Annotated in this window: 21 protein-coding genes, 2 rRNA genes and 1 riboswitch; of the genes, 1 reads left to right on the forward strand and 22 read right to left on the reverse strand. The window is 42.7% G+C overall.

What is annotated here, in order from left to right; all coding sequences use genetic code 11:
• Positions 1-362 precede the first annotated feature (362 nt).
• From ACIQ0C_RS11655 to ACIQ0C_RS11685, 7 genes are all read right to left on the reverse strand, one after another.
• The gene (locus tag ACIQ0C_RS11655; RefSeq protein WP_403059951.1) at positions 363-1532 is read right to left on the reverse strand and encodes a CamS family sex pheromone protein; all 1170 of its coding nucleotides are present in this window, start codon (positions 1530-1532) and stop codon (positions 363-365) included.
• 11 nt (positions 1533-1543) lie between these two features.
• A complete protein-coding gene (gene ligA / locus ACIQ0C_RS11660) occupies positions 1544-3550 on the reverse strand; it encodes an NAD-dependent DNA ligase LigA (protein WP_403059954.1) in 2007 nt (668 codons plus the stop codon).
• Between the two features lie 103 nt (positions 3551-3653).
• Positions 3654-5900 (reverse strand): DNA helicase PcrA, encoded by a 2247-nt coding sequence (gene pcrA, locus ACIQ0C_RS11665; RefSeq protein WP_403059957.1) that lies wholly within the window; start codon positions 5898-5900, stop codon positions 3654-3656.
• A gap of 61 nt (positions 5901-5961) precedes the next feature.
• The gene (pcrB, locus tag ACIQ0C_RS11670) at positions 5962-6645 is read right to left on the reverse strand and encodes a heptaprenylglyceryl phosphate synthase (RefSeq protein WP_403059960.1); all 684 of its coding nucleotides are present in this window, start codon (positions 6643-6645) and stop codon (positions 5962-5964) included.
• Between the two features lie 215 nt (positions 6646-6860).
• On the reverse strand, positions 6861-7175 hold the full coding sequence (locus tag ACIQ0C_RS11675; RefSeq protein WP_402838530.1) for a YerC/YecD family TrpR-related protein: 315 nt from the start codon (positions 7173-7175) through the stop codon (positions 6861-6863).
• 26 nt (positions 7176-7201) lie between these two features.
• Positions 7202-8239, reverse strand: coding sequence for a DUF3048 domain-containing protein (locus ACIQ0C_RS11680; protein WP_403059963.1), 1038 nt, complete (start codon positions 8237-8239; stop codon positions 7202-7204).
• A gap of 43 nt (positions 8240-8282) precedes the next feature.
• Entirely contained in the window at positions 8283-10028 is a 1746-nt protein-coding gene (locus ACIQ0C_RS11685; RefSeq protein ID WP_403059966.1) for an adenine deaminase C-terminal domain-containing protein, read from the reverse strand.
• A gap of 144 nt (positions 10029-10172) precedes the next feature.
• Here ACIQ0C_RS11685 and ACIQ0C_RS11690 point away from each other — a divergent pair, with 144 nt between their 5' ends.
• A complete protein-coding gene (locus ACIQ0C_RS11690; RefSeq protein ID WP_403059969.1) occupies positions 10173-10439 on the forward strand; it encodes a YgaP-like transmembrane domain in 267 nt (88 codons plus the stop codon).
• Positions 10440-10488: 49 nt separating this feature from the next.
• Here the strand turns inward: ACIQ0C_RS11690 and purD are convergent, their stop codons facing one another.
• From purD to ACIQ0C_RS11765, 15 genes are all read right to left on the reverse strand, one after another.
• Positions 10489-11763: a phosphoribosylamine--glycine ligase gene (purD, locus tag ACIQ0C_RS11695; RefSeq protein WP_403059972.1), complete on the reverse strand. Its 1275-nt coding sequence runs from the start codon at positions 11761-11763 to the stop codon at positions 10489-10491.
• Positions 11764-11782: 19 nt separating this feature from the next.
• Complete coding sequence (purH, locus tag ACIQ0C_RS11700; RefSeq protein ID WP_063595367.1) at positions 11783-13318, reverse strand: bifunctional phosphoribosylaminoimidazolecarboxamide formyltransferase/IMP cyclohydrolase; 1536 nt, start codon at positions 13316-13318, stop codon at positions 11783-11785.
• A gap of 18 nt (positions 13319-13336) precedes the next feature.
• A complete protein-coding gene (gene purN / locus ACIQ0C_RS11705; protein ID WP_402838521.1) occupies positions 13337-13912 on the reverse strand; it encodes a phosphoribosylglycinamide formyltransferase in 576 nt (191 codons plus the stop codon).
• The gene (purM, locus tag ACIQ0C_RS11710; protein ID WP_403059975.1) at positions 13912-14937 is read right to left on the reverse strand and encodes a phosphoribosylformylglycinamidine cyclo-ligase; all 1026 of its coding nucleotides are present in this window, start codon (positions 14935-14937) and stop codon (positions 13912-13914) included. Before purM ends, purN begins: the two co-directional genes overlap by 1 nt.
• Before the next feature lie 42 nt (positions 14938-14979).
• A complete protein-coding gene (gene purF / locus ACIQ0C_RS11715) occupies positions 14980-16395 on the reverse strand; it encodes an amidophosphoribosyltransferase (RefSeq protein ID WP_192207627.1) in 1416 nt (471 codons plus the stop codon).
• Positions 16380-18599, reverse strand: a complete 2220-nt coding sequence (gene purL / locus ACIQ0C_RS11720; RefSeq protein WP_403059978.1) for a phosphoribosylformylglycinamidine synthase subunit PurL — start codon at positions 18597-18599, stop codon at positions 16380-16382. Before purL ends, purF begins: the two co-directional genes overlap by 16 nt.
• Entirely contained in the window at positions 18583-19269 is a 687-nt protein-coding gene (purQ, locus tag ACIQ0C_RS11725; RefSeq protein ID WP_402838516.1) for a phosphoribosylformylglycinamidine synthase subunit PurQ, read from the reverse strand. The genes purL and purQ overlap by 17 nt, the downstream gene beginning before the upstream one ends.
• Positions 19266-19520 carry a phosphoribosylformylglycinamidine synthase subunit PurS gene (purS, locus tag ACIQ0C_RS11730; RefSeq protein ID WP_034306118.1) on the reverse strand — a complete coding sequence of 85 codons (255 nt, stop codon included), beginning with the start codon at positions 19518-19520 and terminating at the stop codon, positions 19266-19268. Before purS ends, purQ begins: the two co-directional genes overlap by 4 nt.
• Positions 19513-20232: a phosphoribosylaminoimidazolesuccinocarboxamide synthase gene (gene purC, locus ACIQ0C_RS11735; protein ID WP_402838513.1), complete on the reverse strand. Its 720-nt coding sequence runs from the start codon at positions 20230-20232 to the stop codon at positions 19513-19515. Before purC ends, purS begins: the two co-directional genes overlap by 8 nt.
• Before the next feature lie 102 nt (positions 20233-20334).
• Positions 20335-21627 (reverse strand): adenylosuccinate lyase, encoded by a 1293-nt coding sequence (purB, locus tag ACIQ0C_RS11740; protein ID WP_402838511.1) that lies wholly within the window; start codon positions 21625-21627, stop codon positions 20335-20337.
• Positions 21624-22784 carry a 5-(carboxyamino)imidazole ribonucleotide synthase gene (purK, locus tag ACIQ0C_RS11745; RefSeq protein WP_403059981.1) on the reverse strand — a complete coding sequence of 387 codons (1161 nt, stop codon included), beginning with the start codon at positions 22782-22784 and terminating at the stop codon, positions 21624-21626. Before purK ends, purB begins: the two co-directional genes overlap by 4 nt.
• Positions 22768-23256 carry a 5-(carboxyamino)imidazole ribonucleotide mutase gene (purE, locus tag ACIQ0C_RS11750; RefSeq protein ID WP_252279620.1) on the reverse strand — a complete coding sequence of 163 codons (489 nt, stop codon included), beginning with the start codon at positions 23254-23256 and terminating at the stop codon, positions 22768-22770. The genes purK and purE overlap by 17 nt, the downstream gene beginning before the upstream one ends.
• Before the next feature lie 179 nt (positions 23257-23435).
• A riboswitch (purine riboswitch) is annotated at positions 23436-23537 on the reverse strand.
• A gap of 74 nt (positions 23538-23611) precedes the next feature.
• The gene (locus ACIQ0C_RS11755; protein ID WP_095390347.1) at positions 23612-23812 is read right to left on the reverse strand and encodes an NETI motif-containing protein; all 201 of its coding nucleotides are present in this window, start codon (positions 23810-23812) and stop codon (positions 23612-23614) included.
• Between the two features lie 459 nt (positions 23813-24271).
• Positions 24272-24387, reverse strand: a 5S ribosomal RNA gene (gene rrf, locus ACIQ0C_RS11760).
• A 63-nt stretch (positions 24388-24450) separates the two neighbouring features.
• Positions 24451-24539, reverse strand: a 23S ribosomal RNA gene (locus ACIQ0C_RS11765); the annotation flags it as partial.

The raw sequence follows: 24539 nt of genomic DNA on the forward strand, positions 1-24539 counted from the left end.
AAAATATCCAAATCGACTGAATTTCGTCGCTTTTCTCCAAATAATTAACGCTTAAATCATATCAAACTATTGCACAGTAAAGCAACAAGAGATACAATGTCGAAATTCAATTATTTCATAAGGAAATAGAGATATTTTCCGGGAAATATGGGAAAGTTGCCGAAATTTCCGGGGAAATGACAAAAAGGATTATAAAATCCGACAAATGTTTCCTTTTTAAAGCACTTGTTCCCTAAGATGGAAGGGTTTCTTTCTATTTTATATTTTGTTCCTTGTTAAAGGTTATTTGAAGTCCACAAGGAAATAGGTTTCAATTAAAAGCAGGTCGCAAAAAAGATGAAGCCGCTAAGCTTCATCTTTTTTCATTCGTATATATGCACGGTTGGTTCGTCCTGATTTGCTTCACGGACTATGAGCGCTTCAGGTCCATTTACAGACGTAATGGATACTTGTACGGCAATATAGTTCGGGAAACGTTCCATTATGAGCCCAGCAACATATTGGGTAAAGCCGATCGCTTCCGAGTTCCCATAAAATTGAATGGGGATATCGATGTTCAGGCTTTGCAATTGATCATCCATATAGAACGCCCTGCCGATGACTCCATTAAAGTTAGGGAAGTATTCTTCGACATCTTCTTTAAAGTTCGTGAAAGTATTGACGTCATCACGGTATTTTTTTTCAGCAGCAGCAGAAGGAAATAGGAAATACTCTTCGTCCAAGTTCGTCCATTTTCCAATATTGTCAGAGTTTTTATCGATATTTGTATAGGAAATGAAATTCCCAGGGACTACTGAAGATTTTTCATTTTGCTCGAATAAGGCAATCGTAATCGGAACATTTTTCAGCTTATCCATTTTACGCAGCCTTTTTAAGACTTCTGCAGCAATTTTTTCCCCTTCTTGCTTTAGCTTTTTACTATCGATATTTTTTTCATAGGTGGCACCGAATGCCTCTTTTTGATAGTAATGCACTGAATTCAACGCAAGACCGATTACAACCCCGCCAAGGCCCACCGAATTATCCTTTGTTTTCAGCAAGTAATTATGTTCTAAAATATGGGCAAGATAAATTGGATTTTCTTTATTCCGCTTATCAATGTCCCCCTTACCTGGATCAACCGGATTCAAGCCAACGTTCTCTGAGGCTTTCTTTTTCTTTTCTTTCAACTGACTATCGGTATATTTTCTGTTCAACCAGGAAGATATCGTGGAACTATCCAGCATTTGCCCCTCTTGAAAAAGGTAATCTTCCGGATCGAATTGGGTTTGCGCCAACCGCATCAATCCATTTTCGAATTCTTCAATGTCATATCGGGTATTTAGATTGGATACGACCAAACCGCGTGCTTTTGATGGTTCAAACGGTAGGATTGTTTGATAATATTCTTCCGAAATTTTATACTTCGGAATAATTGCCGTTTCTTTTTTGTCTTTGGAGTCTTGAACTACCTCTTGCTTATCCTCGAAACTAGGCGCACATCCAGCAAGAAGCAGTATAAGAATCATCCCCAAAATAGAGTGTTTCCTCATAGCTACACCTCTTATTTATTTAGTTCCTCAATCAGTCTCTCTTCATCCCATACCATGACGCCTAGGCTTTCAGCTTTTTCCAGTTTGGAACCGGCATCTTCACCAGCTACGACCAAATCGGTTTTCTTGCTGACACTTCCAGCAACGTTAGCTCCTAGCGCCTCTAATTTCTCTTTTGCTTCGTTACGTGTTAACTGATGCAGTTTACCCGTTAAAACGACTGTTTTACCGGCAAAAATGGAGTCGATATCTTCTATAGCAACAGCTCTTTGCCCTTTGAAAGTAAGATTCACACCGGCTGCATCCAACTCATTCAATAATGCATGGACTTCTTCCAATTCAAAATAAGATACGATGGAATCAGCCATCTTATCGCCTATTTCATTGATGGCCGTTAGTTCTTCACGGCTCGCCTTGCTTAAGGCTTCCATCGTCCCGAATTCCCTCGCAAGCGTCTTGGCAGCTTTTGAACCAACATGGCGAATGCCCAGCCCGAATAGTAATTTTTCCAACGAATTGGTTTTCGAAGCTTCAATTGCTTGGAGAAGTTTATTGACGGACTTATCCCCCATCCTTTCCAAAGCAATCAGTTGATCGTATGTAAGCTTATAGATATCAGCAACATCTTGTATGAGTTCTTCTTTAAATAACAAGCTAATCACTTTTTCACCAAGACTGTCTATATTCATTGCTGTACGGGAAACAAAGTGAATCAAGCCTTCCCGTATTTGTGCAGGACACTTCGGGTTGATGCAGCGTAAAGCAACTTCCCCATCCAGCCGGACAAGTTCACTGCTGCACTCAGGGCACTCAGTCGGCATCTGAAACTCGACTTCTTCCCCTGTACGGCGCTCTGCCAGTACATTGACTACTTCTGGAATGATATCACCCGCTTTTTTCACAACCACTTGATCTCCGATTCTGATGTCCTTTTCACGGATTAAGTCTTCGTTGTGAAGTGAAGCTCGCTGCACAGTCGTACCCGCTACCCGGACGGGATCCAAAACGGCAGTCGGGGTCAATACACCCGTACGGCCCACATTCAGCTCGATATCCCTTAGGGTTGTAATGACTTCTTCAGCTGGGAATTTATAAGCAATGGCCCATCGAGGACTTTTTGCAGTGAAGCCTAATTCATCCTGCTGTTCAAGGGAATCCACCTTTACGACAATTCCATCAATGTCATAGGCTAAGTTTAAACGTTGTTCCGTCCATTCTACTATATAGGCCAGTACTTCCTCTATATTCGAGCATGTTTTTCTCTCCCGATTCGTCTTAAACCCGAGTCGATCCAATAAATCCAGACCCTCACTGTGGGAGCGGACCCCTGTTTCCCCCAAATCGGCAATCGCATAAAGGAAAATATCCAAGTTCCGTTTCGCAGCAAGTTTTGGATCAAGCTGCCTTAACGAGCCGGCAGCGGCATTTCGTGGGTTTGCAAATGGTTCCTCACCGCGTTCTTCCTTAGCCTTGTTTAGTGATTCGAATGATTTTTTGGGCATGAAGGCCTCGCCGCGCACTTCTATGGCGACCGGCTCCCGCAACTTCAATGGGATCGACTTGATCGTTTTCAAATTAGCGGTAATATCTTCACCGATCGTTCCATCTCCTCGGGTTGCCCCTCTTACGAAATATCCATTCTCATATTGAAGTGTGACGGCAAGTCCGTCAATTTTCAATTCACATACATAGGAAAAATTGTCACCTACAGATTGTCTGACCTTTCTGTCGAAATCCCGTAAGTCACTTTCGTTGAAGGCATTGCCTAAACTAAGCATCGGTGTGGTATGCTCCACCTTTTCAAACATATCCAAAATGGCGCCACCGACCCGTTGTGTCGGTGAGTCCGCCGTTTGCAGTTCCGGAAATTTCTCCTCATACCCAATAAGTTCACGGAGCAGCCGATCATATTCAGCATCAGGTACTGATGGCTGGTCCATCACATAATATTCATAGCTGTATTGGTTCAATAACGTTTGCAGTTCCAGAACTTTCTTCTCTGCAGCTTGTAAGTCCATACGTTCAATCCTTTCTAAAGAAGACTCCACCGCACTTCTTATAGAAGAGCGGTGTCTAAAGTCAGATATCCCTATTCTTTACCAGTAGGAGCGTATTAATAGCTTATGCTTTTTCAACTGGTGCAAATTTCGCCAATAGGCGTTTGATGCCGATTGGACTTGGAAAGGCAATATCCAATTCCTTTCCTTCGCCTTCCCCTTTTACGCTCACTACGGTTCCTATACCCCATTTTTTATGGGATGCACGGTCACCGACAGCCCAGCCGATTTCTTCACCGCCCGTTGCGGATGGTAAAGAAACAGCTTTTCCAAAGGCAGGCACTTTTCTTGTTGAAGCTGTTGAAGGAGACCCCGTTCTCGAAGAGCTGAAAGGCGTTTGCCTAGCTCTAGGAGCAGGTTTCGGTTTTAAGTCTTCGAGAAGTTCCTCTGGTATTTCACTGATGAAACGTGAAACGGGATTCATGCTCGTCCGTCCATACAATGTCCGCATTTGGGCATTGCTTATGAATAGTTCATTTTCAGCCCTTGTAATTCCCACATAAGCCAGACGGCGTTCTTCTTCCATCTCCTCTTCATCCATAAGCGAGCGGCTGTGAGGGAAAACCCCTTCTTCAAGGCCCAATAGAAAGACCACCGGATATTCAAGTCCCTTCGCTGAATGCAATGTCATCAACGTTACCATATTTGTAGCTTCTTCGGTATTCTCGTCAAGTTGGTCTATATCGGCAACCAACGCAAGGTCAGTCAAAAAGCCCACCAATGATTTGTCCTCGCTGTTATCTTCGAATGCTTTCGTAACAGATAAAAACTCATCTATATTTTCAAGCCGGCTTTGTGATTCAATCGTTTTTTCTGCCTGCAGCATCTCACGGTAACCGGTTTTCTTGATGACTTCTTCCACAAGTTCCGTCACGGATAAGTACTCCTGCTGATTTGTATAGTTCGTGATCAGCGTATGGAATTCCCTTGCCGCTTTGGTAGCCTTCCCGCTTATTCCTGCCATTTCCACAGACTCCAGTGCTTTATATATGGAAACATCATATTGATCTGCATAATCTGCCACTTTATCCATCGAAGTTGCACCAATTCCGCGTTTTGGTACATTGATTACACGGCGAAGGCTGATGTCATCATCAGGATTCGCAATAAGGCGCAGATAGGCAAGTAAATCCTTAATCTCTTTACGGTCATAGAACTTAGTGCCCCCGACTATTGCATAATTTATATTGGATTTAAGCAGAACTTCCTCCATGACACGTGATTGTGCATTCGTTCTGTAAAGTATTGCTATATCTGAATATTTCCTGCTGCCGTCCTGAACTAACTCATTTATCTTTCCGGCTACGAATTGTGCTTCCCCTTGTTCATTGTCCGCACGGTAATAGAATATCTTATTGCCATCTGCATTCTCGGTCCAAAGATTTTTCGGCTTACGGTTTTGATTGTTATCGATAACCTTATTCGCCGCTGCAAGGATCTTTTTCGTCGAGCGGTAATTCTGTTCAAGGAAAATCATGTTGGCATTCGGATAATCTTTTTCAAATGAAAGGATATTCGCAATGTCCGCACCGCGCCAACGATAGATCGATTGATCGGAATCCCCGACGACACAGAGATTACGAAAGCGTGAAGCCAATAGTTTAACAAGCATGTATTGAGCCCTGTTCGTATCTTGGTACTCATCTACATGAATGTATTGAAATTTACGCTGATAATATTCAAGCACCTCAGGTACGAGCTGGAACAATTGAATCGTCATCATGATCAAATCATCGAAATCGAGCGCTGAATTTTTACGCAGCCGTTTTTGATATTCCGTATAGACATCGGCAGTTACTTTAGTGAAGTAATCAGACGCCGTCTTTAGGTATTCTTCCGGCCCGACCAATTCATTTTTCGCTGAACTGATGCTACCCAAAATGGCACGATAATCATATTTCTTTGTATCCATATTACGGTCTTTCATGATTTGTTTTATGACCGATTGCTGATCCGTCGTATCCAATATCGAAAAGTTCCTATTAAATCCGATACGGTCGATATCTCTTCGTAAAATACGGACACACATCGAGTGGAAAGTCGAAATCCAGATATCTTCGGACGCACCGCCAAGTATGGCACGGATCCTCTCCTTCATCTCACGTGCCGCTTTGTTGGTGAACGTGATTGCAAGGATGTTCCAAGGCGCTATTTCCTTCTCGACCATCAAGTAAGCTATTCGGTGAGTCAGCACACGCGTCTTTCCACTTCCTGCCCCAGCCATGATTAAAAGTGGACCATCTGTTGCTTTCACTGCTTTTTGTTGCTGTACATTCAAACCTATTAATAATTTTTCCGCTAAATATTGCATTATCACACCACCTATACGAACATTCGTTTCTGTTTTAGTATACTATATTTACTACATGTTTTCATTTAACAGCCGTAACTGTTGCAAGTGCCACTTTCAAATCTTCATAAATCACATTGCCGACAACGATGACATCCGCAATCCTAGACATTTCTTTGGCCTGTTCAACCGATTTTATCCCACCGCCATAGAATAGTACGGTATCCTCCAAACTCTCTTTGGCCGCTTCCACCATCTGGACATCGCCATAATCACCGCTGTATTCCAAATAAAAAATCGGCAGGTTAAACATCTTTTCTGCCATCATAGCGTATGCACCCACATCATCCATATCCAAATCGGTATTGGCTTTCGTCAATTGGGCCGCCTTGCACTCAGGATTCAGGATACAATACCCTTCAACGAAAATTTCATCCCAATTCAAAAGGTATCCGTATTCCTTGACTGCTTGCTGATGCAGTTTCATCATCCAATCCGGGTTGGTGCTATTCAGGACACTCGGAATGAAATATAAATCAAACCCTGGCGTCACTGTTTCAACTGAAGAAATTTCCATCACACAGGGGACGGTATATCGTCTGACACGTGCCATTAAATGAAGCACATTCTCAAGCGTGATTCCATCCGTTCCCCCGACCATGATTGCATCAGTACCTGATTCACAGACTTTCTCAAGGGCCTCATCACTTATTTCTTTATTTGGATCGAGTTTGAAAACATGTTTCCACTCGCGAAAATCGTACATTATAATCCTCCATTCACACTTCCCATTACACCATTATAGCATTAAGATTTTTCATTAAAAAAGAGAAGTATCGATAAAATGTTATTACCAAATGGAACCTCTGAATCTAAAATCCAATATAACATGGATACTGCTGAAAGACAGCCGGCAATCAGGGAACTCAAAATAAAAAGCCGGGATATGAATTCCCCGGCTTTTTATTATAATCGAAAGAATTAAGATTCTTTTGTTTCCTCTACGTTATCCTTAATACGGTTCAGAGCCATGGAATAAGCATCATTTCCGTAGTTCAAGCAGCGTTTGACCCTGGAAATCGTAGCCGTGCTTGCACCCGTTTCCGTTTCGATCTTATGATAGGTTTTTCCTTCTTCAAGCATGCGGGCTACTTCAAGACGCTGTGCCAATGATGAAATTTCATTAACTGTGCATAAATCATCAAAAAATCGATAGCATTCGTCCAAATCACGCAAGGAAAGGATCGACTTAAACAGCTGATCCGTTTCTTTTCCTCTTAACTTATCAATTTGCATGTTACTCCCCCTCAATTTCATGGGTATCAAAATGAGACGTCTCCTACTAAACCAGGATCATCCGGAATAAAATTGATCCAAGTTTTCCCTGGAATCAACCCTACTTCCTTATCGTTTTTCACTGGTGTAATCCGACCATCCTTACTAACCCATTCTACTTCATTCGCTTTTCCTTTTTGAAGTAAATAACCATTTCCGCCACTTTTCAAGTCGATTTTACGACGCCCTTTATCGTCGATCACTTGATGAGCAGCCTCAATGATCAATATATTATCCAGTAAAATAGGTTTATTCGATTTATGCTCGACTGTTTGCTCTCCATTCGAATAACGTTTATATTTCTCTTCCGTGGCTTCGTATTCATACTGTACATCATACTCGTCTGATCCGTAGGAAACCTCGGTTTTCAATGCCGGTTCCCCTTGAAGTCCAGCTGCCTCTTCCTTTGTAAGGAAAGCATAAGGCTCCGGTGCACCATTCAACTCATATCCCTTTTCCTTTGCACCTTTTTGGATATCCTTAAAGGAGGTGTAGGAATTATGCGGTGCTTTTCGATCTGCCGAACGTTGAAACAAAGTACCATCATAATATAATCCGTTCAAGTTATCAATATACCCTTTGTCCAGCATGGTTTTTGCCTCGGGGCTATTCCCATGACAGACATAGATGCAATCAAGGCCTTTAGCCAATTCGATATAATAGTCCCTTGCACTCCGGATCGGACCGATTTGGCTTGGCATTTCACTTTGGAAGATAGCTAAAAATCTGGTTATGTCACCTTCTGCAAGCATTTCGTAAACCATATCGGCTTCTGAGAGGCCCGATTGTGGGCGTGCTTCCGGATGATTATTAATCATCACTGCTGCCGCCCTACGTTCACTGCCTGCTTCGGTGGCTATACCTGTAAGTGGAAACTCATTGGAAGGTTCATTTTTCACATCTGTATTTTTGATGACAGCTTGGTCTTTCGGCTTACTGTCATCCGATGCAGGATCTTCTTTAGTCGAACAGCCTGCCAGCAGGAAAATAGCAATCACGATGAAAAGAACTCTCTTAAAATTCATCTTTCCACTCCTCTGATTTATTAGCCATTTCTTCTCTTATATTTTAACGCATTATAGTAGGAAAGAGTATAGTTTTATTCATTACATCATATACTCCTCGCTGGGTCAGCCTTATATATGGCAGATGGGTTGTCGAAAAGAATGAAAGGGTATACACAGGATCGGCGAAGCGATAACCTCTCTCACGCAGTAAATGTTTCAATTCATTTTCTTCTTCTATCAATTCGGGAACCTCCTTGGTGGACATGACTCCCTTTAATTTCAGAGGAAGTTCATGGATCACCTTGCCTTGTTCCGTCAAAATGATTCCACCGCCGATTTCCTTCAGCCGGTTAAATGCCAAATGCATATCCTTTTTCCTTTTACCGATCAGTATGATATCACCTGTATTGGTATAAGAGCCGGCAAAGCCACACAATTTGTCCGCAAACCCTTTTAATATCGTATTGATACGCCATTTCCCTTCCCGATCGATTAGCATGAAAAAGCATTCATCATCCTCAAAGTTCAGTTCTTCATGTCCAACATCATTGGCAAGGGAGTACGGTTTCGTAATTACATTATTGACCAATTCAATTCCAAACGGCATGGAAAATTCAAAATCTTCCTTTAAACTGAGATCCCAATCAAGATCGAGCGGTTTAAAATCGAAATCACTCCATTCGATTTCCTGTTTATCCGGAATGATTTCACCATCCCTTTTAACCCATTTCCCTTTCGCCATTACCGAAACCGGTGCGGGTTCCTTTACATCGGTCAGGAAGTTGATGTTCGCTACCCTTCCCGTGGCAATATTGCCATGAAGGTATTCAATGTTATAATATCGTGCGATGTTGATAGTTGCCATATTGTAAGCATCGATGACCGGAACGCCATGCTCTATCGCTATTTTGACCAAGCAGTCTATGAAACCACCTTCATAAAAGGACGGCGGCGATCCATCTGTCGTATAAAAGAATTTGTCATAGTGGTCGATGCCCAGTTCATGGATTTCCTGTATCAGCTTTGGTAAATCCGGACGGATCGAAGAATGTCTTAACGATACATAATAGCCCTGCAGCAAGCGTGACATGACTTCATCACCTGTCATTGCCTCATGATCACAATCGGCGCCGAACAAGGTCATTTTTGCTAAAGTCTTCTCTGAAGCACCTGGAAAGTGACCTTCTATTTTCTTCCTCATTCGCTTGGCTTCCTGAATCCAGTGCAACATCATGTCATCCCCATCGAGAAGCTTCGGCCATCCTGTTAGTTCCCCGCCCTGTAATACGGCATCATGCTCCAGCCATGATTTAACGGCCCCATGGGAAAAGACCATATCTTCATCGATCAATTCCGTTTGTCCGTCAAAACGGCTCCACCAATACATTGTTACAGGAATGTTACGTAATTCTTTCAAAAGAGAAAACGCTTTCTTTTTATCTAACTGCAATAGAAACGGCAAGTTATCATTGATCAATGTCGTTGTGCCAAAATGAGATGCATAACGTGAAAAAGAAAGGGGATTATATAATTGAGAAGGGTGTGAATGCGGCTCAATATAACCCGGGACCAAGTACTGGTTTGTACAGTCGACCATTTCACAGCGGTCTATATTATCAGGAAGCTTATCGCCAACATATATGATGCGATCTTCATATATCCATATATTCGCTTTTACCCATTTTCGTAAAGCCTGATTTAAATAAGTCGTATTTTTTAGCAGAATGTGTGGTGCCCTATTGCCATCCAGCACATCTATATGTTCTCTTAGATGTTTATTTTTCCATCTATAGCGCTGTTCAAGCATAAACATTCCCCCATAAGTTATTAGAAACAGATGTATGAAAAAACCATTTCAATCCAATTTTATTTCATATTAACATACTTGCCCCATTAGAACAGTAATGTTATCCAGATTATTGTTAAATTTTTGTGAAGGGATGGATTTTATATGAAGTTTAAACAAAATATCAGTATAATAAATGCATTAATGCGAATTACTTGTGGTTTTACATTTCTAACATGGGCTACGGCTAAGATGGTGAAAAAACCATGGAAAAGCCAATCTTACATAATCGTGGTCATGCTTTCTGCCATGAAAATAGGCGAAGGAATCCTCCGTTATTGTCCTGTCGTCGATGCGATGGAAAACGGTCAAAACTTGATGACAAAAGAACGAAAACAGGAAAATGAATCTAATCAATCTGATTTATATTAAGTTTTTCTTAAAGAAGAAGCTGACTCCGCTTAGAGTCAGCTTCTTTATATTATGATGAAAAATTGTATTTTATTGCACGGTAGCCAATATCCGTTCGCCAAAATAAGCCGTCTTTCTCAATATGCCCTAACTCTTTGTATACTCCAGCTTGGGCAGAGGCCAAATCTTTCCCTTTTGCAGCAACCAAAAGTACACGTCCGCCATTCGCGATGAAATTCCCCTCGTTATTGAGAGCCGTTCCCGCATGATAAACATGTGCATTCGCATCAATCTTTTCCAAGCCTTTAATGATAGACCCCTTTTTATATTCCCCTGGATATCCATCTGCTGCGACGACCACTCCAAGCACGGCTTCTTCATGCCATTCAAGTTCTAAATCCTCACCAGAAAGAACAGCTTCAAGCGTATCTACGAAATCTGTTTTTAGGCGCGGTAAAACAACTTGCGTTTCCGGATCGCCAAAACGGGCATTGAACTCAATGACTTTTGTGCCTTTTTCAGTAGCGATCAACCCGGCATATAATATTCCTGTAAAACTCCGCTTCTCCGAAATCATCGCATTTACCGTGGGCTTAAGAATCGTTTCGACTGCAGTCTGGATCATTTCATCGGAAATTTGCGGAACCGGTGAGTATGCACCCATTCCACCTGTGTTCGGACCCTGATCTCCATCAAAAACCCGCTTATGATCTTGAGCAATGACCATCGGATACACCTTTTCCCCATTAACGAATGCCATCAATGAAAATTCCTCGCCATCAAGGAATTCCTCAATAACGACTTTGGCAGATGCTTCCCCGAACTTTGCTCCGACTAGCATATCATGGATGGCGTCTAACGCCTCTTCCATCGTCATAGCAACTACGACACCTTTTCCTGCTGCCAAACCATCCGCTTTTATGACGATGGGGGCACCCATTTTTTCGATATATGCTTTTGCTGAATCATAATCAGAAAAAGTTTCATATTCCGCTGTCGGAATGCTGTAGTTCTTCATTAAATCTTTAGCAAACGATTTACTTCCCTCGATGACTGCAGCACGGCCATTAGGGCCAAATACCTGTAATCCTGCCTCCGTAAAATCATCTGCAAGTCCATTCAACAATGGGGTTTCAGGCCCGATCACCGTTAATGAAACTGCATTCTTTTTTGCAAAGGCAACCAAATCCTGGTGATTGTTTTCATCAATTGGAACAAGAGTCGCTACATCGGTCATCCCTGGATTTCCCGGTGCTGCAAAAACGGTCCCAACCCGTTTACTTTCAAATAGTTTGCGGGCTATTGCATGCTCCCTGCCGCCCCGGCCAATTACTAGTACATTCATTATCGCACCTCATTTTTGATTAATGTTTAAAGTGACGAATTCCTGTAAACACCATCGTAATCCCATATTCATCAGCTTTCTTGATTGAATCCTCGTCTTTAACAGATCCACCAGGCTGAATGATTGCCGTGACGCCCGCTTTCGCTGCCGCTTCTACAGTATCATCCATCGGGAAGAAAGCATCTGATGCCAATGCACTTCCTGTTGCTCTTTCCCCAGCTTGTTCCAGAGCAATTTTGGCAGCTCCCACACGGTTCATTTGGCCTGCGCCGACACCTAATGTCATTTGATCGTTACAAACCACTATTGCATTCGACTTGACATGTTTCACGATTTTCCAGCCAAGTTCCATGGCTTTCCACTCTTCAGGGGTAGGCTCACGTTTCGTTGCCACTTTTACCTCTGCATCCTTTAAGCTATGTGCATCCTGATCTTGAATAAGTAATCCGCCTTCAATGGATGTCAATTTACGTTCAGGCTTTTTAACCGCGTCGAAATCGATCGTTAATAAACGGAGGTTTTTCTTGCTTGTCAATACTTCCACTGCCTCTTGTGTAAACCCAGGGGCAATGATGATTTCAAGGAAAATTTCATGAAGCTTTTCCGCAGTCGCCTTATCGACTTCACGGTTCAAAGCGATGATTCCACCGAAAATGGAAGTGGCATCTGCCTCATAAGCTTTTTCATATGCTTCCAAAATGGTCGCACCGACACCGACGCCGCAAGGATTCATATGTTTGACTGCAACTGCAGCTGGCTCATTGAATTCTTTAACGATTTGAAGTGCTGCATCAGCATCATTAATGTTGTTGTATGAAAGTTCTTTCCCATGTAATTGATTCGCTTCTGCAATAGAGAAAACGGAACCAAGCGGTTTTTTATAGAATGCGGCTTTTTGATGTGGATTTTCCCCATAACGAAGCGACTGTTTCAATTCATAGGTAACAGTCAATGATTCAGGATTTTCTTCATCGGCAAGCTCTGTCATGTACTCTGAAATAACGGCATCATATGCTGCTGTATGACGGAAAACTTTTGCAGCCAGGCGGCGATTCGTGGTTTTTGATACCCCGCCGTTTTGTTTCAGCTCAGCCAATACGGTAGGATAATCATTGGAATCAACGATAACAGTCACATATTCGTGGTTTTTAGCAGAAGAACGAAGCATTGTCGGTCCACCGATATCGATGTTTTCAATAGCATCTTCCACAGTGACTTCCGGTTTGGAAATAGTCGCTTGGAATGGATATAGGTTCACACAGACAAGTTGAATGGGTTCAATATTATGCTCTGCAAGCTGTGCTGCGTGATTTTTGTCATCATGTTTTGCCAACACTGCTCCATGGACATTCGGGTGAAGCGTTTTAACACGTCCATCCAATATTTCCGGGAAACCGGTGACGTCACTGATTCCAATTACCTCAATCCCATTATCCTGCAGCGTTTTTTTGGTACCGCCTGTAGAAATGATTTCAAAACCTGCTTCAATTAAACCTTGAGCAAATTCTACGATACCTGTTTTATCCGATACACTAATTAATGCACGTTTCTTCATGTTATGTTGGTCCCTCCATTAAGTAAGTTTCTTGTGGCATAGCTCCTGCAAAACTGACGGATATAGGTCATGCTCCATTTCCTGAATCCTTTTTTGAAGGATGTCTTTCGTATCCCCCTCAAGAATTGGCACTGCTTTTTGGGCAATGACCGGTCCTGTGTCCATTCCATCATCAACGTAATGAACCGTTACCCCGGTTTCCTTCACCCCGGCATCAAAAGCCTGGCCAATTGCATCCTTGCCTGGAAAACTAGGCAGAAGTGAAGGGTGGATATTCACAATCCTCTGTGAATACTTTTGTAATAATGTCGGTCCGATCAAACGCATATAACCAGCCAGAATGATAAATTCTATCTCATATTGGCGAAGTTTTTCCAGGATTTCCGATTCATACTCAGTCTTGTTGGAGTAATTTTTCGCTGAAAAGGAGAAAGAATCAATATTCTCAAGCTTAGCCCTCTCAAGCACATATGCGTCTTCACGATCGCAAACGACAAGACAGATTTCTGCCTCCAACTTCCCCCTTTTTATTGCTTCAGCAATTGATTGAAAATTACTACCGTTACCTGATGCAAAGACAGCAAGGCGTTTCATTATTTGAACGACACTCCATTTCCATCCACAACCGTTCCAATAACTGAGGCTTCTTCACCGCAAGACCGCAGGTGGGCTAGCACATCGGATGCCACTTCTTTTTTCACGACAGCCGTCATTCCAATTCCCATATTGAAGATATTGAACATTTCCTCTTTTAAAAGGTTCCCTTTTTCTTCAAGGAATGAGAATATAGTTGGAATTTCCCAGCTTCCAAGCTCGATTTCAACACCGCATCCTTCAGGAAGAATACGCGGAATATTCTCGATGAATCCTCCACCTGTGATATGGGCAAGACCATTAACCTCAAATTTTTCCAACGTCGATAAAACGGACTTCACATAGATTTTTGTCGGTTTTAATAATTCCTCTCCCAACTTGCAATCCAATTCCGGCACGAAGTCATGAAGCCCCATGCCTGAGTCTTCAAGAAGAATTTTACGAACAAGGGAATACCCATTACTGTGGATGCCGCTTGAAGCGAGTCCAATAACGACATCACCAGCCGAGATTGCTTCACCAGTAATAAGACGTGATTTTTCAACGGCACCTACAGTAAAACCTGCCACATCGTATTCTTCCGTCTCGTACATGCCTGGCATTTCAGCCGTTTCTCCGCCGATTAAAGCACAGCCCGCCTGCTCACAGCCATCTGCAATCCCTTTGACGATCATTTCAATTCGTTCGGGATCTGCTTTACCGCAGGCAATATAATCTAAAAAGTATAAAGGTGCAGCACCTTGAACGACAACATCATTGACGCACATAGCTACACAATCCACTCCAATTGTATCGTGTTTATCCATCATGAACGCCAATAAAAGTTTTGTACCCACTCCATCCGTACCTGAAATGAGCACAGGTTCTTTAAGGTTCAAGGAAGATAAATCAAACATGCCGCCGAAACCGCCCAGACCACTCATTACTTCTGGACGAAATGTGCGCTTTACATGTTTTTTCATTCGATTTACCGCTTCATAACCAGCCTCAATATCCACACCAGCCTGTTTATATGCATTAGCCATTTGAAATCCTCCTCCGAAAATCAATCATCATTGCCGACTTGATTAACATTTTGTTTTTTCTCGTTCGTATTCAAAAATTTCAGTCGGATAATTTCCGGTGAAACAAGCTAGGCATGAACCGCGCGTTTCTCCAGGAAACGGTCGTCCAATAGCTTCGACCATACCTTCGACACTTAAAAAAGTTAAGGAATCAGCACCGATGATTTCCCTTATTTCCTCCACCGATTTAGAGCTCGCGATCAGTTCTTCCTTTTTAGACGTGTCTATGCCATAAAAACATGGATTCTTGATCGGTGGTGAGCTGATAACTACATGCACTTCTTTTGCCCCGGCATCTTTTAACATTCGGACAATCCTTCTGCTCGTTGTCCCACGGACGATTGAATCATCAACCATTATGACCCGCTTACCTTCCACTACCCCTCTTACAGGTGATAGTTTCATTTTCACGCCTTGTTCACGTAAACTTTGTGATGGCTGAATGAATGTCCGTCCAACATAACGATTCTTTATTAAACCCATTTCATAGGGAATGCCTGCAGCTTCAGCATAGCCAATCGCTGCCGAGATGCTGGAATCAGGTACACCTGTAACTACATCGGCTTCAATTTTGGTTTCCAGTGCCATTTGCTTACCAAGGTTTTTTCGTGCCGTATGAACATTGATTCCATCAATGTTGCTATCCGGACGGGAAAAATACACGTATTCCATCGTGCACATTGCCTGTTGACTGGAAAGCGAAAAGTACTCGGATGTGATTCCCTCATCATTAATGACAACGAGTTCACCCGGCTCAATATCGCGGATGAATTCTGCTCCTACAATGTCAAGGGCACATGTTTCTGATGCAGCGAAATAGGCATCGCCTATTTTCCCCAAGGAAAGCGGGCGGAAGCCATGCGGATCTCTTGCCATGATCATTTGGTTTTCGGTCATGATGACAAAGGCATAGGCTCCCTTCAGCATGCTTAAACTGTTCTTCACGGAATCTCTTACATCAGAGTAGCCCGAGCGTTTAATCAGATGTGCCAGAACTTCCGTATCAGATGTCGTTTGAAAAATGCTTCCCTGTCCTTCTAGCTGTGCTTTTAACTGATGGGCATTGACGATATTCCCATTATGAGCAAGGGCCAGCCCTCCTGTATGCGAATTGAACAGGAAAGGCTGAACATTTTGATACCCGCCGCCGCCTGCCGTTGTATAACGGACATGGCCGATTGCCGCTTTTCCGGTACCGGAAAGTGCCTGCATTTTTTCGGCAGTGAATATCTCTGTGACAAGTCCTTCGCCCTTTGAGATGGACATCTGCTCACCATCCGTCACGACGATGCCTGCTCCCTCTTGACCACGATGTTGCAAGCTATGCAAACCGTAGTAAGCAAGCTGTGCAGCATCGGGGTGTCCCCAGACTCCAACAACACCACACTCTTCGTTTAGGCTTCTTATTTCAGCAAGCATGGTATGGCTCCCTTCCAAGCTGTTTGTAAATCTTCAACGTCCGCTTCCAATACTTTACTATCACTTGTTGCCACGACTAATTTATTATCTGCCGTTACTGAGCCTATGCATATCGCATCTTCAACAAGTGCTTCAAATGCCGTTTGGTTTTCAGGACTGATGGACAGTAGGAATCGTGATTGCGTTTCACTGAATAATTCGGATACCGGTTCACCGGATATATTCACTTTTGCGCCAAGTTTGCTAGCCCCGAATAAAGATTCAGCTAAAGCCACTGCCAAACCGCCTTCCGAAAGGTCATGGGCAGATGCAACAAGTCCTTTTTGGATTGCAGTTAGAATCTGCTGCTGACGTTTTTGTTCAACGGCCAAATCAAGTTCTGGAGCGCGTCCAAAGATTTTACCCTCGAGCATTTTCTGTAATTCACTGCCTCCGAATTCAACTTTCGCTTCGCCGACCACGTAAATCAAATCGGATTCATTTTTAAAAGTTTGTGTTGTGATGTGCTGAAGGTCACTGACTAATCCAACCATCCCAACTACAGGTGTCGGGTAAATCGCTTCACCATTCGTTTCATTGTAAAGGGAAACATTTCCGCCAATTACAGGAGTACTTAAGCTTCTGCACGCTTCACTCATACCGTCTGCCGCTTTTTCCAATTGCCAAAATATTTCAGGTTTTTCTGGGTTTCCAAAATTCAAGCAATCCGTGATCGCTAAAGGTTCAGCACCCGAGCAAATGATGTTACGGGCAGCTTCAGCCACTGCGATTTTGCCGCCTGTTTCAGGATCTAAATAAATAAAGCGGGAGTTGCAATCCGTCGTCATGGCAAGGGCCTTATTCGTACCCCGTACACGCACTACCGCAGCATCCGATCCAGGTGAAACGACTGTATTCGTGCGAACCATATAATCATATTGGTCGTAGACCCATTCCTTACTCGAAATTGTCGGTTGCTTCAATAGTGATACCAATGTTTCTTTATAATCTCCAATGACCGGTACTTCTGCCGTCATGCTTTGGAAGTCACGGAAATATTGCGGTTCTGCAGATGGCTTGTGATAAATCGGAGCTTCTTCAGCCAGTGCATCAACAGGAACCTCAGCAACGATTTCACCTTGATGGGAAAGTGTTAGATTTTTATCATCCGTTACTTCTCCAACAGCGACCGCTTCTAGGTCATATTTCGTAAACAAGTCAACGATTTCCTGCTCGCGTCCCTTAGTGACAACGATCAGCATCCGCTCTTGTGATTCAGAAAGCATCATTTCATATGCTGTCATTCCCGTTTCACGCTGCGGTACCAAATCAAGGTTCATTTTTATTCCTGAGCCAGCTTTACTCGCCATCTCGGCAGATGAGCTTGTAAGACCTGCTGCTCCCATATCCTGAATGCCAACAAGGGCATCATTTTGAATCAATTCAAGGCATGCTTCCAAAAGCAGTTTCTCCATGAATGGATCGCCTACTTGTACGGCAGGGCGTTTTTCTTCAGAAGACTCTGATAGCTCCTCAGATGCAAATGTTGCTCCATGAATGCCATCACGTCCAGTTTTGGCACCCACATACATCACTGTGTTGCCCACTCCATGCGCTTGGCCTTTTTTAATGTCCTTATGGTCGATCAAACCGACACACATGGCATTGACTAGAGGGTTTCCTTCATACGATGGATCAAATTGAATTTCTCCGCCGACAGTTGGAATTCCGATACAATTCCCGTATCCTGCAATCCCTGCAACCACTTCTTTAAATAAATATTTCACGCGATCATTGTCTAGCTCACCGAAGCGAAGCGAGTTCAACATCGCGATCGGACGTGCACCCATGGAGAAAACATCACGGATAATACCGCCGACACCAGTAGCAGCACCTTGATAAGGTTCTATTGCCGAAGGGTGGTTATGACTTTCTATTTTAAAAACGACAGCCTGATCGTCACCGATATCAACGATACCAGCTCCTTCACCAGGACCTTGCAGCACTTTCTCCCCTGTAATCGGGAACTTCCTTAAGATGGGTTTTGAATTTTTGTAGGAACAATGCTCTGACCACATAACTGAAAACAATCCAGTTTCCGTATAATTCGGCAGTCTGCCTAAGATTTTCTCCACCATTGCAAATTCATCATCGGATAGTCCCATAGTTGCGTACAATCGATCCGATTTAATTTTTTCCGGACTTGGTTCAAGCTGTAATAACATGTGATTCCCTCCAGTTTTTTACGATGGATTGAAAAATCTTTAAGCCGTCTTTACTGCCAAGCAGCGAATCAACAGCACGTTCGGGATGAGGCATCATTCCGAGGACATTTCCTTGTTCATTTGTAATTCCCGCTATTTGTTCCAAGCTTCCGTTTGGATTTTCACCATCATAAGTGAACAAGATGCGGTTATTTCGTTTTAATTCAGCCAATGTTTCATTATCGCAGTAATAATTCCCTTCACCATGGGCAACCGGGATCGTAATCGTTTCATTTAATTCATATCCTGTCGTGAACATCGATTGATTATTTTCAACCTTCAATGCTACATTGCGGCAAATGAATTTCAAGCCTTCATTACGGCGCATCGCTCCAGGTAAAAGTCCTGCTTCTAGTAAAATCTGAAAACCATTGCAGACACCCAAGACAGGCTTTCCTGCTTGTGCCGCTTTTACGACTTCAGCCATTACATTCGAAAATCGTGCAATTGCTCCAGAGCGTAAATAGTCTCCATAAGAGAAACCTCCAGGAAGGAGAATCCCATCATACTGATCTAGATTGTCTGTAGAGTGCCAAACATACTCCACTTCTTCCCCCAGTGCATCCTTTATCGCATGGTACATATCGACATCACAATTGGAGCCAGGGAAAACTATGACAGCAAATTTCATTGGGTGATAACCTCCTCAACATCATAACGGTAAGCTTCAATTACCGTATTGGCCAATAGCTTTTCACACATTTCCTTCACAAGTTGATCTAAATCACGATCCGTATCCTTAATTGTAAGTTCAATGTATTTCCCCACTCGAACATCACTGACTTCGTTATATGTCAAGCTATGAAGTGATTGTTGCACTGCTGCTCCCTGTGGATCTAGTACACTTTCGCGTAGTGTGATATATACCTTAACCTTATACATGTTGAGTACCCTCCAACTTTGCTAGTATTTTTTCGTAAGCATCTGTTAAACTGCCTAAATCACGGCGGAATACATCTTTGTCTAATTTTTCGTTCGTGTTAATATCCCATAATCGGCAGGTATCAGGTGAAATTTCATCTGCCAGCAGAATGTCTCCATTCGGGGTTTTGCCGAACTCTAATTTAAAATCAATCAATTTAATGTCCAACTCTTTAAAGAAGGAAGTTAGGACGATACTGATTTCTTGTGCCTTTTCTTTTAAAATCGCTACATCTTCCTTGCTTGCAAGTTCCAATTCTTCAATATGGTCTTCCGTTAACAGAGGATCTCCGAGCTCGTCGTCTTTATAGTAAAACTCAATCAGCGTTTTCTTGAGCGGCTGGCCTTCTTCAATGCCAGTCCTTTTAGAAAAACTGCCGGCAGCCGTATTTCTGACAACGACTTCAAGCGGAATGATGGATACCCTTTTGACTAGCTGCTCCCGATCGGAAAGCATTTCAATGAAATGGGACGGGATATTCTCTTGGGCAAGCTTTGAAAATAGTAAGCTAGTAATTTGATTATTCAACTTACCTTTTCCAGCAATCTCTGACTTCTTCCCACCATTGAACGCTGTTGCGGAATCCTTGTATTCCACCCATACTATTTCACTGTTGTCCGTTGCAAAAATCTGTTTCGCTTTTCCTTCATACAACAATTCTCGTTTTTCCATCTGTCCAGACCCCCACATAGTGAATATTATGAATCTTCCTGCCATTGGTCAGGCTTGGCAAACATATCACCATTAGAGGTGCCATGTTTGCCGCCTTCACTTTTATAAACCTAAACGATCAAAGATTACATCAACATTTTTCAGGTGATGTGTAGGATCGAAACAATCATCAAGTTCTTCTTTCGTAAGCAAGCTTGTGATTTTATCATCCTTTTCGATCAGGCTTCTGAATGGAACCTGAAGCTCCCATGCTTCCATCGCTTTCGGCTGAACCGTATCATAAGCTTCTTCACGGACAAGTCCTTTATCGATTAGGGAGAGCAGCACACGTTGTGAGAAAATCAATCCCAGCGTACGGTCCATATTGCGTTTCATATTTTCTGGATAAACGGTCAAGTTCTTCACTATGTTGCTGAAACGGTTCAGCATGTAGTTTAATGCGATCGTTGCATCCGGCAAGATGATGCGCTCAGCAGAAGAATGCGAAATGTCACGTTCATGCCATAATGGCACATTCTCATATGCTGTCATCATATAACCGCGGATTACACGAGCCATACCCGTCATATTTTCAGAACCGATTGGATTCCGTTTATGAGGCATTGCCGAAGATCCTTTTTGCCCTTTTGCAAAGAATTCTTCCACTTCGCGTGTTTCACTTTTTTGCAAGCCGCGAATTTCCACTGCGAACTTTTCAATTGATGTCGCAATTAAAGCCAATGTGCTCATATAATGTGCGTGGCGATCGCGTTGCAATGTTTGTGTTGAAATTGGCGCTGCTTCAAGGCCAAGCTTTTCACAAACGTATTTTTCAACGAATGGGTCGATGTTTGCGTAGGTTCCGACAGCTCCAGAGATTTTCCCAACCTCTATGTTCTTTCTAGCTTCTTCAAAACGTTCTACATTGCGTTTCATTTCTTGATACCAAAGAGCCAGTTTCAACCCAAAAGTGGTCGGTTCAGCATGAACTCCATGTGTACGTCCCATTTGAACCGTGTATTTATGTTCTTTCGCTTTATTTTTCAGGATCTCCACGAAATTATTTAAATCCTTGGCAAGGATCTCATTCGCTTGCTTTATCACATATGAAAGAGCTGTATCCACCACATCAGTGGAAGTCAGTCCGTAATGGACCCATTTCCGTTCTTCACCCAATGTTTCAGAAACCGCACGTGTAAAAGCAACAACATCGTGGCGTGTATCTTTTTCGATTTCATTGATACGGTCCACATCGAATGTAGCATTTTCGCGAAGAAGCTTCACATCTTCTTTTGGAATGACACCTAGTTCAGACCATGCTTCACAAGCTAAGATTTCAACTTCCAACCACGCATTAAAGCGGTTCTTTTCTGTCCAAATGTTTCCCATTTCTGGGCGGGTATAACGTTCAATCATTTTACTTCCTCCGTTTCAACCTGTTGATTCCATAATTTGCTTCGATCACTTTCCAAAAGAGCTTCCTCAATCGTTGGACGTAAAATATTCACATGACCCATTTTCCGCTTAAGCTTGGCTTCTTTCTTACCGTAAAGGTGAACCTTCCAATCTGAAAGCGTCGGAATTTCATCCATTAAGGGCCCGATATGCTCACCAAGGATGTTTATCATTACAACAGGCTTCAATAACGCCGTATTTCCGAGAGGCCAATTGCAGACAGCCCTTATATGCTGTTCAAACTGTGAAGTCTCACATGCCTCCATTGTATAATGGCCTGAGTTATGAGGTCTTGGCGCTAATTCATTAATGATGATATCATCCTGAGCGGTTAAAAACATCTCGACTGCCAATGTCCCCACCAAATCAAGTTTCTCTGCAAGCTGCAAAGCCTCATTAATAGCTTTCCGTTCAGCTTGTTGACTAATACGGGCTGGAACAATGCTTTTATGAAGAATGTTTTCAATATGAATGTTTTCCGCAATCGGAAAATGACTTGTCTCGCCATCCGCCTTACGCGTCACGATGATGGATATTTCTTTTACGAAAGGAATCCAGGCTTCCAGCACACATACACCTGTTTTGAGCAGGGATTCAGCCTTTTTGATATCGGCTTCTTCCTTAATGACCAACTGCCCTTTTCCATCATAACCGCCCCGCGTCGTTTTTAACACACTAGGGTACCCTAATTTCTCTATATGAAGGTAAATTTCTGAAATATCCTGTATTTCCTGATATGGAGCAACGGAAGCCCCTGCATCAGATATGGCTTTTTTTTCAGTCAATCTATCCTGTGTCAGCTTTAATAATTCTGAGCCCTGTGGAAGAAATGCATGTTGCTTTAACCAATCCAAGGCTTCTGAGCTGATATTTTCAAACTCGTATGTTATGACATCACTGACGTCAGCTAACCTTTTCAATGCTTCGATATCATCATAAGCACCAGTGATTTCAATATCCGCCACTTGAGCACATGGACCTTCTGCAGTCGGCTCAAGGACCGCTATCTTAAAGCCCGATGCCTTAGCCGACAAGGCCATCATCCTGCCCAATTGCCCACCGCCGATAATTCCAATGGTCTGTCCCGGTAAAATGATTGTATTATTTAAGTTGTTCACTGCTCTGTAACACCTTTTCTCTGGTTTCGTCTCGTAAGGCCTCTAACCTATCAGCAATGTCAGAATCAAAAGCCGCTAATATTTGCGCCGCCAACAAACCAGCATTGACTGCGCCGGCTTTTCCGATCGCAACCGTTGCAACCGGTACGCCACCAGGCATTTGAACAATCGATAATAACGAATCCATCCCATTTAATGCCTTCGACTGTATTGGCACGCCAATAACAGGGACAATCGTTTTAGCGGCGGTCATACCTGGAAGATGTGCAGCCCCGCCTGCTCCGGCAATAATCACTTTAATATCTCTATCTTTTGCACTCTCTGCATATTCAAATAGTAAATCCGGCGTCCGGTGGGCGGAAACGACTCTTTTTTCATAGGGAATCTCAAGCTGTTCCAATGATTCACAAGCGTATTTCATCGTTTCCCAATCCGAGACACTTCCCATAATAACCCCAACTTGCGGTTTCATATCATCTTTCCCTCCAACACTCATATTATGGCGTCCTGAGTATGCAGACGGACGCTTATCATTTATCTATAACATGTAAATTAAAAAACCGGACAGGTTGCTTCCTCATCGAGAAAGCAACCTGTCCGGAAAAGAAAGCCTTTTGCAAGAAGTACAAAAAGACTTGGCTAATTTCCGAAATAGTCAGATGCTTTTCTCATAGTCCGATGATTTACGGTCATCAGGTAGAAACTTTTGGGCCATATCCCCATGATTATATGAGATGTATTAATGTAATTTCATCTTACCTTCCGGCCATTTTAATGTCAAGTTAAAATCGAATATTTTTACATGATATTAATTAATCGTTCGTGTTTTACTCAATTAATTTTGCTTCGAATACAATTTTTCGATCAACTGGCACATAATGGACTTTGCCATTCTCGATTCTCTCGGCAAAGATAGGCTCTTCCGTTCGCCTTACAGGAAAGTAACCTGCCGCTTTAATTCGATCTAAACATGCATCAATCGTCTCGCCCTCGATAACTTCAAACTTTTCCTTACTCTTTTTACTCACAATACCGATCCCTTCATAGTTCTATTTTGTCCTTGCATATTATCAATAATAAATTCTTCCTAGTATAATGAAAAGAACAAGTAAAGACAAGAATACATTTGAATAAAATCGATTACTTTATAATGGAAGTTCCGTAATGCCTCAGAATATGATATCCCTGCCTTCCGTAAAAGCACCACACTCATAAACTATGCATCCCCTTCAATATCCTATCCTTCTCCCCCTCCTGAATTACTAGAGCCTGTTTCATGATATTAACCCCTGCTCCATGATCGGTACATATTCGTATCTTACTCCCATGAATTATTTCAATTCAAGTTAGACCGATTATATAAGAAAGCTGTTGGAAATAAATTAACCTACAGGTCGATTTAGATGTTAATTTACGTCACTCCTCCCTGAAGCTAAAAATATCGCAACGCAAAAAAAGACCAGCCGGATGGCTGATCTTTTTAAATGGCTTGGCGGCGTCCTACTCTCACAGGGGGAAACCCCCAACTACCATCGGCGCTGAAGAGCTTAACTGCCGTGTTCGGAATGGGAACGGGTGTGACCTCTTCGCTATCGCCACCAAACATATCAGGAACGTTGTTCCTTCAAAACTAGATAATAAGAAGGCATTTCATTTTTTTAAAGCGTTGGTTAAGTCCTCGATCTATTAGTATCAGTCAGCTCCACATGTCACCATGCTTCCACCTCTGACCTATCAACCTGATCATCTTTCAGG

Origin of the sequence: Peribacillus sp. NPDC096448 (genome assembly GCF_044762675.1) — a bacterium.
Lineage (GTDB): Bacteria > Bacillota > Bacilli > Bacillales > DSM-1321 > Peribacillus > Peribacillus frigoritolerans_B.

Excerpts from the sequence above, each read along its gene's own strand:
- ACIQ0C_RS11675 (WP_402838530.1), bottom strand. The coding sequence starts at position 7,175 with ATGCAAATTGATAAGTTAAGAGGAAAAGAAACGGATCAGCTGTTTAAG.
- pcrB (WP_403059960.1), bottom strand. The coding sequence starts at position 6,645 with ATGTACGATTTTCGCGAGTGGAAACATGTTTTCAAACTCGATCCAAAT.
- pcrA (WP_403059957.1), bottom strand. The coding sequence starts at position 5,900 with ATGCAATATTTAGCGGAAAAATTATTAATAGGTTTGAATGTACAGCAA.
- ACIQ0C_RS11685 (WP_403059966.1), bottom strand. The coding sequence starts at position 10,028 with ATGCTTGAACAGCGCTATAGATGGAAAAATAAACATCTAAGAGAACAT.
- purE (WP_252279620.1), bottom strand. The coding sequence starts at position 23,256 with ATGAAACCGCAAGTTGGGGTTATTATGGGAAGTGTCTCGGATTGGGAA.
- ACIQ0C_RS11680 (WP_403059963.1), bottom strand. The coding sequence starts at position 8,239 with ATGAATTTTAAGAGAGTTCTTTTCATCGTGATTGCTATTTTCCTGCTG.
- ACIQ0C_RS11655 (WP_403059951.1), bottom strand. The coding sequence starts at position 1,532 with ATGAGGAAACACTCTATTTTGGGGATGATTCTTATACTGCTTCTTGCT.
- ligA (WP_403059954.1), bottom strand. The coding sequence starts at position 3,550 with ATGGACTTACAAGCTGCAGAGAAGAAAGTTCTGGAACTGCAAACGTTA.
- purD (WP_403059972.1), bottom strand. The coding sequence starts at position 11,763 with ATGAATGTACTAGTAATTGGCCGGGGCGGCAGGGAGCATGCAATAGCC.
- purS (WP_034306118.1), bottom strand. The coding sequence starts at position 19,520 with ATGTATAAGGTTAAGGTATATATCACACTACGCGAAAGTGTACTAGAT.
- ACIQ0C_RS11690 (WP_403059969.1), top strand. The coding sequence starts at position 10,173 with ATGAAGTTTAAACAAAATATCAGTATAATAAATGCATTAATGCGAATT.
- purC (WP_402838513.1), bottom strand. The coding sequence starts at position 20,232 with ATGGAAAAACGAGAATTGTTGTATGAAGGAAAAGCGAAACAGATTTTT.
- purH (WP_063595367.1), bottom strand. The coding sequence starts at position 13,318 with ATGAAGAAACGTGCATTAATTAGTGTATCGGATAAAACAGGTATCGTA.
- purQ (WP_402838516.1), bottom strand. The coding sequence starts at position 19,269 with ATGAAATTTGCTGTCATAGTTTTCCCTGGCTCCAATTGTGATGTCGAT.
- purN (WP_402838521.1), bottom strand. The coding sequence starts at position 13,912 with ATGAAACGCCTTGCTGTCTTTGCATCAGGTAACGGTAGTAATTTTCAA.
- purM (WP_403059975.1), bottom strand. The coding sequence starts at position 14,937 with ATGGCTAATGCATATAAACAGGCTGGTGTGGATATTGAGGCTGGTTAT.
- purB (WP_402838511.1), bottom strand. The coding sequence starts at position 21,627 with ATGATTGAACGTTATACCCGCCCAGAAATGGGAAACATTTGGACAGAA.
- purL (WP_403059978.1), bottom strand. The coding sequence starts at position 18,599 with ATGTTATTACAGCTTGAACCAAGTCCGGAAAAAATTAAATCGGATCGA.
- purF (WP_192207627.1), bottom strand. The coding sequence starts at position 16,395 with ATGCTTGCTGAAATAAGAAGCCTAAACGAAGAGTGTGGTGTTGTTGGA.